Raw genomic sequence first — 11,851 nt, forward strand, 5'->3', positions numbered from 1 at the left:
CGCCCCAGCCCTCCCCCGCAAGCGGGAGAGGGAGTACACCGTCTTCACGACTGCGACTGAGCTTCTTCAAATCACGACTAGGACGGAGCGCGGAATGCCCGGACTCGACGAAAGCGATCAAGATAGGGGGAAGTGCTGACTGTCGATTCCAACAGAGTGTCGGCTCAACCAGGCCTTCGTGAGTCAAATACTCAGCCAACCGGTGCAGACATTGTCGCTGCGCTCGCGAATTCGCCGCTCGCAATCGTCAACTTTGCTCGACTATCGATTCGCGCGAAGGTCCGATCGGAACCACACGATATGGACGAGTGGCTTTAAGTTACGCCGCAGGCACCGCCACACGTTCCGGAAACCAAGCCCATGTCAGGCCGGACACGATCGCATCGTCTGCGAAGTCAATCGGCAGCCGCCGAATCCGGCGTCGGATGCCTTTCACGCTGCGCTGGGATTTGCCGAGGTCGGCAGCGCGATCATCCACAACGGCAGCAAGACCGTGCGCTATTTGTCGCGCACCCTCTAATCGCCTGAGCGATCTGACAGCCGCGCGCGGATGTCCGGCTTCAGCACCTTGCCGACCTTGGAGCGCGGCAGATCGTCCCAGACTTCGATCTGCTTTGGTGTCTTGACGCTACCGATCCGCTGCTTGACGAACGCCGCCAGCGCAACCGCATCGACGCTTTGGCCGGCGCGGGGCTGCACCACGGCGACGATCCGCTCACCCCATTTCTCGTCCGGAAGGCCAATCACGGCGCAATCCTGCACCGCCTCATGCGCGCGCAGCGCGTTCTCGACCTCGATCGAGTAGACGTTGAAGCCGCCGGTGATGATCATGTCCTTGGCGCGATCGACGATATAGAGGTAGCCGTTGTCGTCGATGTAGCCGATGTCGCCGGTGTGGTGCCAGCCATGCGCGGAGGCCTCCGCTGTCGCCTCGGGATTTTTGTAATAGCCCTCCATCACCAGCGAACCGCGGACCACGATCTCGCCGCGTGCGCCGGTCGGCAGCAAATTGCCGTCGCCATCCATGATGCCGGCCCGCACCAGCGGGCTGATCCGCCCGGCCGAGGCGAGACGCTCTATCGCGATCGTGCCGTCGGCATTGTAATGCTCGCTAGGCGCCATCATCGAGATCATCATCGGCGCTTCGGTCTGACCGAACAACTGCGCCATCGGCCCGATACGCTGGAGCGCCTCCGCAAGCCGCGCGGCCGAGATCGGCGCCGCACCGTACCAGAAGCATTGCAGAGACCCGAGCTTCGCGGAATCGAGCTTTGGATGATCGAGCAGCATGTAGATCACGGTCGGCGGCAGGAAGGTATGCGTGACGCGATAGCGCTCGATCAAATCAAGAAATTCGGCGATGTCGGGGTGGTGCATGATCACGATGCGGCCGCCAAGCGCCATGATCGGGAAACACAGCACGCCGGCCGCGTGGGTCAGCGGCGCGAGCGCGAGATAGATCGGACGCCCCTTGAAAGGATAGCCCATCAGCGTTAGGGCCGTCATAGCCTCGATATTTCGGCCCGACAGCATGACCCCCTTCGGCTTGCCGGTGGTGCCCCCCCGTGCCGGGGATCATCGCGAGATCGTCGATCGTCTCGCGTTGATAGCGGTCGTCGGCGAGGCCGGCGAGCCAGCTGTCGAACGAGGGGGCGAAGGATAACTCGGCATCGAGGCAGACGAGGGCGCGCAGCTTTGGCAGCTCTGCACGCACCGCCTCGACCATCGGTGCAAAGCTTGAATGGAACAGCAGCAGGCTGCAGTCGAATTGGTCGAGGATGAGCCGATTTTCGACCGCCTCGTTGCGCGGATTGATCGGGCACCAGACCGCACCGCCACGGGAAATGCCGAACACGCAAGCAAACGCGACCGGATCGTTGCCGGAAAGGATTGCGACCTTCTCGCCGGCAGCAATACCCGATCGCGCGAGCCCGCGCGCGACGCGGTAGCTCAGCAACTGCACCTCGCCATAGCTGAGGTCGCGCCCGTCCATGGTGAGGCACGGCGCGTCGGCGCCGAGCGAGGCACCTTTGTCCAGGTAATCGATGAAGCGCATGATCAACACCCGAAGCGGCAGCGGGTGACGCGGAGGACCGCGCCACCCGCGATTGACTTAATCGTGCACGGTCAGAACAGGCTTGCTGACGAGCCCGAAGCTGCGCAATTGCCCGAGCAGCTCGTGATGGCCGAACGCCTGGCAGCCGGAGGCGAACCCCACGCGCTTCGGAGGCTGCTGCAGCAGGTGCGCCGCGGCATAGGCCTGCAACATGCCGGTCTGCTTGTAGTTGCTGTTGCCATTGATGACGCAGTGCGCGCGCCCCAACGGGCCGGAGGCATGCACCGAATCCAGCGACTTGTTGACGCGCGGGTTCTCGCGCGGCGGCATAGTGTTCATCACACCGGCGGCGGTCTGCGCCAACGCGGCGTAGCGGTCGTCGGGCTTCATGTCCTTGGTCGCGTCCAGCGCGGCGGCGACGATCTGCGGCACGGCCAGCATCAGCCCGCGGTTGAACACGCCGCCCAGCACCTTCACGTTGGCCACGTGCGGATCGCGCTTGAACCACACCGGGTGCGAGGTGCCGCCCCAGGGCAGCGCCAGCGCCAGCTCGTGCTGGCCGGGGATGGCGAGGTTGTAGAGGCCGGCATCGGGCTGATGCTCGACGTACTTGTTCTGCTCCAAGTAGTAGGCCTTGGCCATCGCGGCGTTGACCAGGATGGTCTGCGTCGATGCGATGGTCGGGCTGCCACCCCAGAACACGGCGATATCCAGCGTGTCGAGGCCGGGCGTCTCCAGGCACAGCTGCGCGGCGATCTCGCCGGTGGTGTACATCTGCGCGATGCCCGGCGCCAACAGCAGCCCGGCATTGGCGAACTTCGCGCCCCACTCCTGCTCGAGCGTGATCAGCCAGTCCTGCTCGCCGGTGGTGTCGGTGTAATGACACTTGGAAGCCAGGCAAGCCTGCACCACTTCGCCACCGAACTTGGCGAAGGGGCCCACGGTGTTGAGCACCACCGAGGCGCCCTTGAACAATTCAGTCAGCGCGGCCACGGTGTGCGGCACCTTAACCACCTCGTAGTCGGCGGTCTCGATGCCGGCCACATTCGACTTCATCGCGGCGTTGAGCTTCTCAGCGCTGCGGCCGGCGGCGATGAAGGGGATGTTGTACTCGCGTAAGTATTCGCAGACCAGCCGGCCGGTGTAGCCGGAAGCGCCATAGACGATGACGGGCTTCTTCTCGCTCATTGCGATCCTCCAAATTGCTTGTTGTCGGCCTTGTTGTCACATGCCCATGCCGCCATCGACCGGCAGTCCGATGCCGGTGATGAAGCGCGCCTCGTTCGAGCACAGGAACACCGCGGCATCGCCAATGTCCGAGACCTCTGCGAGCCGGCCGAGTGGGGTTTGCTCGACCACCGAGCCGACCGCAGCGTTGACGTCAGCCGCGAGTCCTACCTTGACGATGTCGTTGGCGAGCTGCATGCCCATGTCGGTCGGTATCAGGCCCGGATAGATGCAGTTCACGCGCACGCCGAAGCCGAGCTTGCCGGCTTCCATCGCTCCGACCCGCGTCATGCGGTCGACCGCGGATTTGGTGCCCGAATAGACCGCGATGCCGGGAAAGGCGATCGTCGCCGCAACCGAGGCGATGTTGACGACGGCGCCGCCCTTGCCGGCCGGCCCGCCCGGGCGCATGGCACGGAAGGCGTGCTTCATGCCGAGCACGGTGCCGACGATATTGACGTCGCACATCCGCCGCGCGTCCTCGGCCTTGACCTCGGAGATCAGCGACGTGATCTCGATGCCGGCATTGTTGATCAGGATGTCGTAGCCACCGAGGGTTGCGACCGTCTTGGCGATCGCCCGCTCCCATTGGGCGTCATCGGTGACGTCGAGCTGGACGAATCCCGTCGTCACGTCTTCCTTCGCGATTGCGGCCGCGCTGGCACGGCCGGTCTCCTCCAGGATGTCGGCGATCATGATCGAGGCGCCGGCGCGCGCCAACGCCTGCGCGATGGCCGCGCCGATTCCTCTGGCACCGCCGGTGACCAGGGCTTTCCTGCCTGCAAGGCTCTTCCCACTCATGACGCACTCCTCCGTTGCTGGTGATTGATCGATGCGTGCTGGCGCCGATCGGCGCGCACCAGGTCGATGGGCGCCAAGCCTTTCGGCGGCACCCAGCGAAGCGTTCCTCCATGGTCGGATGTCTTGACGACTGTCCAAATTCTTGGTGCGAACCTCCGCCAGAATCTTGACACTTGTCAAGAACGAATTTGACAGTTGTCAAAGGAAGTGGTTGTGAGGGGATGGAGCATTGCCGCGGTCGGCGCGGTATAAGTCCTTGAAAGAACGGGACTGAGGAAGGGACGTGATGGCGCGGCAGGTGACGGGAGCGGCCCGGCGTGTGGCTGATGCGGCCGAGGTGCTGCGCGACGAGAAGTTCAATGCGCGGCGCATCGAGCTTGCCGAGGCCGCGCTCGAAACGCTTGGAGAGCTCGGCTTCGCACGCACCAGCCTGCGCGAAATCGCGCAGAACTCGGCGTTCACGCACGGCGTGTTCCACTATTATTTCAGCGACAAGCTCGACCTGATCTGCTGCTGCGTCCGCCACTACAAGGCGAAGTGCGTGACGCGATATGACGATGTCGTCGCGACAGCAACGAGCCGCGACGAACTGACGGAGGGTTTCCTCGGCAAGCTCGCAGCAACGCTGCAGAACGAAGCCCGTATGCACCGCCTCTGGTACGACCTGCGCTCGCAGGCGATGTTCGAGGCGGCGTTTCGCAAGGACGTGCTCGAGATCGACAAGAGCCTGGAAGCGATGATCTGGCGCATCGCCTCCCGCTATGCCGAGCTCGGCGGCAAGCGGCCGGCGTCGTCGCCAGCCGCGCTCTATGCACTGTTCGACGGTCTATTCCAGAGTGCTCTGCTCAAGCACCTCGCGGGTGACAAGACGGCGATGCCCGAACTGCTCGACGAAGTCCGGCACCTGCTGCCGACGGTCTGCTGAAGCGCACGGGCGGCGCCGGTGATGTTTCCGCGTCGTCATTGCGAGCGCAGCGAAGCAATCCAGAATCTTTCCGCGGAGGGACTCTGGATTGCTTCGCTGCGCTCGCAATGACGGCGTTGAGACAGCTACGCGCTCGATGACGAGCGATTACGCCGCGGTCGCGGGCGGCAGCGCCAGCACCGAGTAGATCGCCTGCGCATCGCGCGAGGCGCGGAGCTTCTTGGCGATGTCCTGGTCGCGCAGCAGGCGGGCGATGCGGGCGAGCGCCTTGAGATGATCGGCGCCGGCGCCTTCGGGGGCGAGCAGCAGGAAGACGAGGTCGACCGGCTGGCCGTCCATCGCCTCGAAATCGATCGGGCGATCGAGCCGGGCGAACAGGCCGAAAATCTTTTCCAGCTTGGGCAGCTTGCCGTGGGGAATGGCGACGCCGTAACCGACCGCGGTGGTGCCGAGCTTCTCGCGCTGGAGCAGCACCTCGAACACGGAGCGCTCGTTCTGGCCGGTCAGCTCCGCTGCCCTGGCTGCGAGCTCCTGGAGCGCCTGCTTCTTGCTGTTGACCTTCAATGCCGGAAGTATCGCCTCGGGCGCGACCAGATCGGTAATCGGCATGGAAGTGTTCCGAGGTGAATTAAACCGTCAGGTTCCGAATTGGCCGGCTCGATCAGATCGAGCCCGGCCGGCGTCAAGAAGGTGAAGCAGGAGGCGGACTTAGCCCCGATCCTGATGTTGGGGCGCTTCTACTCCAACGCAATCCCGGTGCCAACTCCCGCGTGCGGCTTTGCCCTGCTCATTGTTAAGGGCTGTGGTTGATACGGGGACTCCTAGCCGCCCGATTTGGCGCCCGGGGGGTCGATCCAGCCGACATTCCCGTCGGCCCGGCGGTAGATGATGTTCACCCGGCCCGAGGAACCGTGCTGGAATACCAGGCAGGGTGCCCCGCTGAGGTCGAGTTCCATGACGGCTTCGCTGACCGACATCTGCTTTAGCGACGTCGTGGCCTCGGCGATGATCACGGGGCTGTAGCCGGTGACCTCGTCCTCGTCTTCCCCCTCGCCCGGCGCCTCGAGCACGTAAGCAGTCGCGTCGAGCGCAGCCAGCGCCGCGGAGGCGACATGGGTCTTGCGGGCCGAACGGTCCTTGAGCCGGCTCTTGTAGCGCTTGAGCCGCTTCTCGATCATGATCAGAGCCTGGTCGGCGCTGGCATAGGCGTCCGGCGCGTTCGATTCGGCCTCCAGCGTAATTCCCGAATCGAGATGCAGCGCGCAATCGGTCCGGAAGCCGAAGCCATCCTTGCTCAGGGTGATGTGGCCGGAATAATTGCCGTCGAAATATTTACGCAGGACCTCATCGGTCCGGTCGGTCACGCGGCCGCGCAGGGCCTCGCCAACGCTGACGCTCTTGCCCGAAATCCGAAGAGTCATGTGATGCCTCGCTTGGTTTGACGCCGAGCTGCCATGGACTGCGTCATCGCAGCTCGGGTTGTTCCCTGCGCATGATCTGGCCGGAAAACCGCCGGACACTTTTCCGGATCATGCGCGTGCTTGGATCGGTCGCGACAGGGAGGATGAGAGTAGCGCGATTTCGCGCCAGCGCAATCAGGCCGGTTCGGTGTTGCGGGAGCGATCGGACATTGCGGTGGAAAGGACGTTACCAAGAGCGCTCTGCTTGTCACGACGGCGTTGCACCGAGGACGGAATGCGCATGGCTTCGCGGTACTTCGCGACCGTGCGGCGGGCAATATCAATGCCCGAGGCGCGCAAGCGTTCCACGATGGTATCATCCGACAGGATCGCGGCCGGTAGCTCCGAATCGATCAGCTGCTTGATGTGGTGACGCACGGCTTCCGCCGAATGCGCCTCGCCGCCGTCGGCCGAGGCGATCGACGCCGTGAAGAAATATTTCAACTCGAATGTGCCGCGATTTGTCGCCATGTATTTGTTGGCGGTGACGCGCGACACCGTGGATTCATGCATCTGGATGGCGTCGGCGACGGCCTTCAGATTCAGCGGCCGCAGATGCGCGACGCCATGGGTGAAGAAGCCGTCCTGCTGCCGCACGATCTCGGTTGCAACCTTCAGGATGGTACGGGCGCGCTGGTCGAGCGCGCGCACCAGCCAGGTCGCGTTCTGCAGCGCGTCGGTGAAATACGACTTGTCGCCGTCCTTGCCTTTTTTCTTCGACAGCTCGGAATAGTAGGTCTGGTTGACCAGCACACGCGGCAAGGTGTCGCTGTTGAGCTCGACATGCCAGCCGCCGTCCGGACCCGGGCGGACATAGACGTCAGGCACCATGGTCTGCAGCCGCGCCGAGCCGAACTTCATGCCGGGCTTGGGATTGAGGCGGCGAATTTCGCCGATCATGTCGGCGATGTCCTCGTCGTCGACGCCGCAAACCTTGCGCAGACCTGCGATGTCGCGCTTGGCAAGGAGATCGAGATGCTCGACCAGCGCCTGCATCGCGGGATCGTAGCGGTCGAGCTCGCGGAGCTGGATCGCCAGGCATTCGCTCAAATTGCGCGCGCAGACGCCGGGCGGATCGAATTTTTGCAGCACGGCAAGAACGCCGTCGACGTCGGCTTGCGACGCGCCAAGCCGTTCGGCGGCTTGCCCGAGATCGCCCGGCAGATAGCCGGCCTCGTCGACGAGGTCGATCAAATACTGCCCGATCATGCGCTGCGCCGCACCGGTGAAGGCAACCGAAAGCTGCTCGGCAAGATGGTCGCCCAGCGTGGTTTCCGCCGCGACGAAGGCTTCGAGATTGTAGTCCTCGTCGCCGGAGGCGCCGCCGCCCCATTCCGTGTAGGTGGTCGGCGCGACGTCCTGGGCGTTGCGCGCCGCCGCCTCGGCGGGCTCCTCCGAGAAGACGTTGTCCAGGCCCGTATCCAGGGTCTGCTCGATCTCGGCGCGGGTGCCGAGATCCTTGCTCATCCATTCTTCCTGGCCCGGCTCGAAGGCGTTGCCGCTGCCGCCAAAACCGTCATCAGCACCCTGGCTGCCTGAATCATCGCCATCGTTGTCGCTGAACTGGCCGGCCTCGGCCGGGGCTTCGCCGCCGGGGGCCTCGTCATTGGCCCGCTCCAGCAGGGGATTACGCTCGAGCTCCTCCTCCACGAAGGTGGTGAGATCGAGATTGGACAATTGCAGCAGCTTGATCGCCTGCATCAGCTGCGGCGTCATGACCAGCGACTGCGATTGCCGGAACTCTAATCTCTGCGTAAGCGCCATTTAACAAGAACCGTTCCCAAAAAATTGGTCCAATTCTTGCTTATCTTAGTCCTGGCCCGATGTACACGCCTTGACGAAATGGAAAAAAGGGCTAGAGGCGGAACTCCTCGCCAAGGTAAAGGCGACGAACATCCGGATCGGCGACGATCTCGTCCGGGCTCCCCTCCGTCAGGATTTCACCGGCATAGACGATATAGGCGCGGTCGGTGAGGCCAAGCGTCTCGCGCACATTGTGGTCGGTGATGAGCACGCCGATGCCGCGATTGGTGAGATGGCGAACCAGGTCCTGAATGTCACCGACCGCAATCGGATCGATGCCGGCGAAGGGCTCGTCGAGCAGCATGTAGTTCGGACGCGTCGCGAGCGCGCGCGCGATCTCGACGCGGCGGCGCTCACCGCCGGACAGCGCGATCGACGGCGATTTCCGCAGGCGCGTGATGTTGAACTCGTCGAGCAGGGAGTCGAGCTGCTGCTCGCGCTTCTTGCGCGACGGCTCGACCACTTCGAGCACGGCGCGGATGTTCTGCTCGACGGTGAGGCCGCGGAAGATCGAGGCTTCCTGCGGCAGATAGCCGATGCCGAGCCGCGCGCGCTGATACATCGGCAGCTTGGTGACGTCGTGACCGTCGAGCTCGATCGCGCCGCGATCGGCCTTGATCAGCCCGGTGATCATGTAGAACACGGTGGTCTTGCCGGCGCCGTTCGGGCCGAGCAGGCCGACCGCTTCGCCGCGCCGCACATAGATGCTGACGCCGCGCACGACCTGGCGGCTGCCGAAACTCTTTTCCACGCTATGCACAGCCAGGAAGCCCGGCCGCTTCAGGAGTTGCGGCCCGCCCGTGCCGTTGGACTTTGCAGCGGGCCTGGCGCTGGATTTGGCTTTGGGCGGTTGCGCGGCCGGCTGACGCGTCCGCGGCCGGGCCTCAACGCCATAGGGGTCCGAGGCCTGCATGGGCTGGTCACGGGCAATCGGCGGCGCGTCCCGCACCGGGCTCGCCACCAGGCCGCCGACGCTGTCACCGAGCGCGGTAATGTCCTGACGGGCAAATCCTGGCCGGCCGCGCTTGGCGGGGCGCCGACGGAACATGCTGAATAGATCGACCATCCCCGCCTTCTTTACGGATCCTGCGCGGTGCTCGCGCGGTCTGCCGCGCCGGCCGCTTGCTTCGCCGACGCAGCATGAGTGTAGGGATGTCTCATGCCCAGTGAAACACGCCCGAAAAGCGGCGGACCCCGCTTAGAAAGCCCTGCGCGCTAGATACAGCCTCGCCGGGCAAGCTTCAACCTCGGATCGGCCGCACCTGGGCCAAGCTCTTGAATTTACTTTTGTTTACCTGAACCGGGCAACTGCAAGGGCGAGCCCGCGCCCGGGGCTACCGGCGTTCCGCATTTGCCGTTCGCGCCGCCCTGGGACTGGATGAACAGGCCCTGCACCTTGCCGCTGTCGGATTCCACCCGGGAGACGCCGGTGGTCATGTCGACCATGAGGCGGTCGCCGCGCAGCACGTTCTGGCACTGCGTCAGCACGACGCCGCCGAGCATGGTGATGAGGTTGGTCTTGGTGTCGAACACCGCGGTCTCGCCGGTCACCACCTGGTCCTTCTGGGTGACGACGACGCTGCCGCGCGCTTCCAGCCGCTTGATCGAGGAGGCGCCGCCCGGCCCCGGTGTCGCCGATTGCATCGGCGCCGCCTTCTGGCCTTTTGCAGAAGCGGATTGGGCCGGCGCAGCCTGCGGCGCGGCCGCCTTGTCGCTGCTCGATTCGTAGAACACCACCAGCGTCTTCGAGGTCATGGTGGTGTCGCCCTGCACGACCTTCACATTGCCGGCGAAGGTCGCTTCCTTCTTCTTGTCGCGCATCTCGAGCGAGGCGGCCTCGATCTGGATCGGCTGATCGCGGTTCTGCGAAAAGCCCTGCATCGCATTGGGCACGCCTTGCATCGTGCTTTGCGCGAGGGCTGCACCGGCCGCAATCAGTGCAGCGCCGCCAAGCGCGATCGCTGCGACGATGGCGCGACGCCTGCTGTCGTTGCGCGGAAAAAAATCAGTCATGAAAATCACTTTGAGTTCGCAGATTTGTTCTTGGACTTCACGGGCGCAGGCGCGGACTGCTCGACCGGCGCGGGCGCAGCCTCATCCGTGCTGATCTTGTCCAGATGCATCACGACATTGCCTTCGAAGCGGATGACGTCGCCGCCCTCCGTGATGCGCAGTCTATCCGCGGTCAGCGTGCCGTTGGTCAGCTTGACGTCGACGTGGTCATCGGAGGAGACCGTGCCCTTGTTCATGTCGACGAACGCCGAGTTCAACCGCGCCTCGTAGCCGGTCGAGGTGCGCAGGAAGATGTCCTTGTGCAGATCGAGCTGCTGCTGCTTGTTGTCGAAGCGGCCGGTGCGGGCATCCAGAAACAGGGTCGACTGGTCTTCCATCAGCACCTTTGCCTTGAGGTCATTGAGATCGACATGGTCGGGATCCGTGATGTCCTGCGTCGCGGTCTTGGCCCAGAGCTCGTAGGGCCGCTGGTCCGGCGTGAAGCCGGACAAATGCGGCGATTCCATCGTGATCCTGGTGCCCGTCACCACCATGTTTCCGGAATCGACCTTCACCGGGATCATGGTGAAGGGGTTGAGGAAGGTCGAGACCGCGACGATCGAGGCCATGGCCAGAACCACGGTCACCGGCACCGCGATGCGCAAAATCCGCACCAGGCGGCTGTGGCGCGCCGCGCGGGCAAACTTCGCCGCAAGCGCGGCGTCGTAGGTTGGAAACTGGGCCGAGTTCACCGCTGCTCCGGGGGCATCGCTTGCCTGGTCAGAAGGCTCCAATCGAGGGCGCCCCATTGTACCCGCGACCTCAGGAATATGCAGCCTTTGGAATAGGCAGCCTTGGGCATACCAGCCTTGGACAGGCCGTTACGAAAGTGTCCGAAACGGGGCGGCAGCCTCAGCCTGAGGTGCCGCTAAACGGCTCAGGAGTGCGCGAAAATGTCCTCTTCCGCCCAGCCCTGGAGGTCGAGCAGGGCGCGGGTCGGCAGGAAGTCGAAACAGGCCTTGGCCAGCGCGGTGCGGCCCTCCCGGACCAGCATGGCGTCGAGCCGCTCACGCAGGGCGTGCAGGTGCAGCACGTCCGAGGCAGCGTAGGCAAGCTGCGGCTCGCTCAGGCTGTCGGAACCCCAGTCGCTCGACTGCTGCTGCTTGGAGAGGTCGATATTGAGCACCTCGCGCACGAGGTCCTTGAGGCCATGGCGGTCGGTATAGGTGCGGGTCAGGCGGGAGGCGATCTTGGTGCAGTAGATCGGCCCGGTCATCACACCGAGGCTCTGGTACAGCACCGCGACGTCGAACCGGGCGAAATGGAAGATCTTCGTGATGGCGGGATTGGCCAGCAGGGCCTTCAGGTTCGGCGCGTCGGTGTGACCCTTGGGGATCTGCACCACGTCGGCGCTGCCGTCGCCGGGCGAGAGCTGGACCACGCAGAGCCGGTCGCGGTGCGGGTTCAACCCCATGGTCTCGGTGTCGATCGCCACCGCGCCGGTGTAGCGGGTGAGGTCAGGCAGGTCGCCGCGATGCAGGCGTACGGTCATGGCGTTTCAAACCCTCAATCGAATCGGCGCTAGAT

At 64.3% G+C, this 11,851-nt stretch carries 11 protein-coding genes and 2 pseudogenes; 2 read left to right on the forward strand and 11 right to left on the reverse strand.

The genetic code is table 11. From position 1 onward, the window contains the following. Positions 1-364 precede the first annotated feature (364 nt). A pseudogene (locus FXB38_RS43575) lies at positions 365-520 on the forward strand (GNAT family N-acetyltransferase); the annotation flags it as partial. Here the strand turns inward: FXB38_RS43575 and FXB38_RS43580 are convergent. The 4 genes and pseudogenes from FXB38_RS43580 to FXB38_RS01575 form a co-directional block, all read right to left on the reverse strand. Beyond that, the gene (locus FXB38_RS43580; protein WP_347340216.1) at positions 517-1,533 is read right to left on the reverse strand and encodes an AMP-binding protein; all 1,017 of its coding nucleotides are present in this window, start codon (positions 1,531-1,533) and stop codon (positions 517-519) included. The pseudogene FXB38_RS43575 and the gene FXB38_RS43580 overlap by 4 nt on opposite strands. 85 nt (positions 1,534-1,618) lie before the next feature. Beyond that, a pseudogene (locus FXB38_RS43585) lies at positions 1,619-2,056 on the reverse strand (AMP-binding protein); the annotation flags it as partial. 57 nt (positions 2,057-2,113) lie between these two features. Further along, positions 2,114-3,244: a DUF5938 domain-containing protein gene (locus FXB38_RS01570; RefSeq protein WP_148749030.1), complete on the reverse strand. Its 1,131-nt coding sequence runs from the start codon at positions 3,242-3,244 to the stop codon at positions 2,114-2,116. A gap of 36 nt (positions 3,245-3,280) precedes the next feature. Next, complete coding sequence (locus FXB38_RS01575) at positions 3,281-4,084, reverse strand: SDR family NAD(P)-dependent oxidoreductase (protein ID WP_148749031.1); 804 nt, start codon at positions 4,082-4,084, stop codon at positions 3,281-3,283. A 286-nt stretch (positions 4,085-4,370) separates the two neighbouring features. Between FXB38_RS01575 and FXB38_RS01580 the strand changes: the two genes are divergently transcribed. Continuing rightward, complete coding sequence (locus tag FXB38_RS01580) at positions 4,371-5,009, forward strand: TetR/AcrR family transcriptional regulator (RefSeq protein ID WP_148749032.1); 639 nt, start codon at positions 4,371-4,373, stop codon at positions 5,007-5,009. A gap of 147 nt (positions 5,010-5,156) precedes the next feature. Here the strand turns inward: FXB38_RS01580 and ptsN are convergent, their stop codons facing one another. The 7 genes from ptsN to FXB38_RS01615 all read right to left on the reverse strand — a co-directional run bounded on the left by ptsN (position 5,157) and on the right by FXB38_RS01615 (position 11,816). Then, the gene (gene ptsN / locus FXB38_RS01585; RefSeq protein WP_014438750.1) at positions 5,157-5,618 is read right to left on the reverse strand and encodes a PTS IIA-like nitrogen regulatory protein PtsN; all 462 of its coding nucleotides are present in this window, start codon (positions 5,616-5,618) and stop codon (positions 5,157-5,159) included. 212 nt (positions 5,619-5,830) lie between these two features. Then, positions 5,831-6,430: a ribosome hibernation-promoting factor, HPF/YfiA family gene (gene hpf, locus FXB38_RS01590; protein WP_148749033.1), complete on the reverse strand. Its 600-nt coding sequence runs from the start codon at positions 6,428-6,430 to the stop codon at positions 5,831-5,833. A gap of 174 nt (positions 6,431-6,604) precedes the next feature. Further along, positions 6,605-8,233: an RNA polymerase factor sigma-54 gene (rpoN, locus tag FXB38_RS01595; RefSeq protein ID WP_148749034.1), complete on the reverse strand. Its 1,629-nt coding sequence runs from the start codon at positions 8,231-8,233 to the stop codon at positions 6,605-6,607. 91 nt (positions 8,234-8,324) lie between these two features. Next, positions 8,325-9,338: an LPS export ABC transporter ATP-binding protein gene (lptB, locus tag FXB38_RS01600; protein ID WP_148749035.1), complete on the reverse strand. Its 1,014-nt coding sequence runs from the start codon at positions 9,336-9,338 to the stop codon at positions 8,325-8,327. 215 nt (positions 9,339-9,553) lie between these two features. Beyond that, complete coding sequence (locus tag FXB38_RS01605) at positions 9,554-10,285, reverse strand: LptA/OstA family protein (protein ID WP_187434603.1); 732 nt, start codon at positions 10,283-10,285, stop codon at positions 9,554-9,556. Between the two features lie 5 nt (positions 10,286-10,290). After that, a complete protein-coding gene (gene lptC / locus FXB38_RS01610) occupies positions 10,291-11,016 on the reverse strand; it encodes an LPS export ABC transporter periplasmic protein LptC (protein WP_148749037.1) in 726 nt (241 codons plus the stop codon). A gap of 185 nt (positions 11,017-11,201) precedes the next feature. Continuing rightward, positions 11,202-11,816 (reverse strand): ribonuclease D, encoded by a 615-nt coding sequence (locus FXB38_RS01615; RefSeq protein WP_148749038.1) that lies wholly within the window; start codon positions 11,814-11,816, stop codon positions 11,202-11,204. Between the last annotated feature and the right edge of the window lie 35 nt (positions 11,817-11,851).

The organism is Bradyrhizobium cytisi (assembly GCF_008123515.1).
Classification (GTDB): domain Bacteria; phylum Pseudomonadota; class Alphaproteobacteria; order Rhizobiales; family Xanthobacteraceae; genus Bradyrhizobium; species Bradyrhizobium cytisi.

Bases quoted from the DNA above. Each gene is read 5' to 3' on its own strand.
- FXB38_RS01570 (WP_148749030.1), bottom strand. From the start codon at position 3,244: ATGAGCGAGAAGAAGCCCGTCATCGTCTATGGCGCTTCCGGCTACACC.
- FXB38_RS01615 (WP_148749038.1), bottom strand. From the start codon at position 11,816: ATGACCGTACGCCTGCATCGCGGCGACCTGCCTGACCTCACCCGCTAC.
- FXB38_RS01605 (WP_187434603.1), bottom strand. From the start codon at position 10,285: ATGACTGATTTTTTTCCGCGCAACGACAGCAGGCGTCGCGCCATCGTC.
- FXB38_RS01580 (WP_148749032.1), top strand. From the start codon at position 4,371: ATGGCGCGGCAGGTGACGGGAGCGGCCCGGCGTGTGGCTGATGCGGCC.
- FXB38_RS43580 (WP_347340216.1), bottom strand. From the start codon at position 1,533: ATGCTGTCGGGCCGAAATATCGAGGCTATGACGGCCCTAACGCTGATG.
- FXB38_RS01575 (WP_148749031.1), bottom strand. From the start codon at position 4,084: ATGAGTGGGAAGAGCCTTGCAGGCAGGAAAGCCCTGGTCACCGGCGGT.
- lptB (WP_148749035.1), bottom strand. From the start codon at position 9,338: ATGGTCGATCTATTCAGCATGTTCCGTCGGCGCCCCGCCAAGCGCGGC.
- rpoN (WP_148749034.1), bottom strand. From the start codon at position 8,233: ATGGCGCTTACGCAGAGATTAGAGTTCCGGCAATCGCAGTCGCTGGTC.
- hpf (WP_148749033.1), bottom strand. From the start codon at position 6,430: ATGACTCTTCGGATTTCGGGCAAGAGCGTCAGCGTTGGCGAGGCCCTG.
- ptsN (WP_014438750.1), bottom strand. From the start codon at position 5,618: ATGCCGATTACCGATCTGGTCGCGCCCGAGGCGATACTTCCGGCATTG.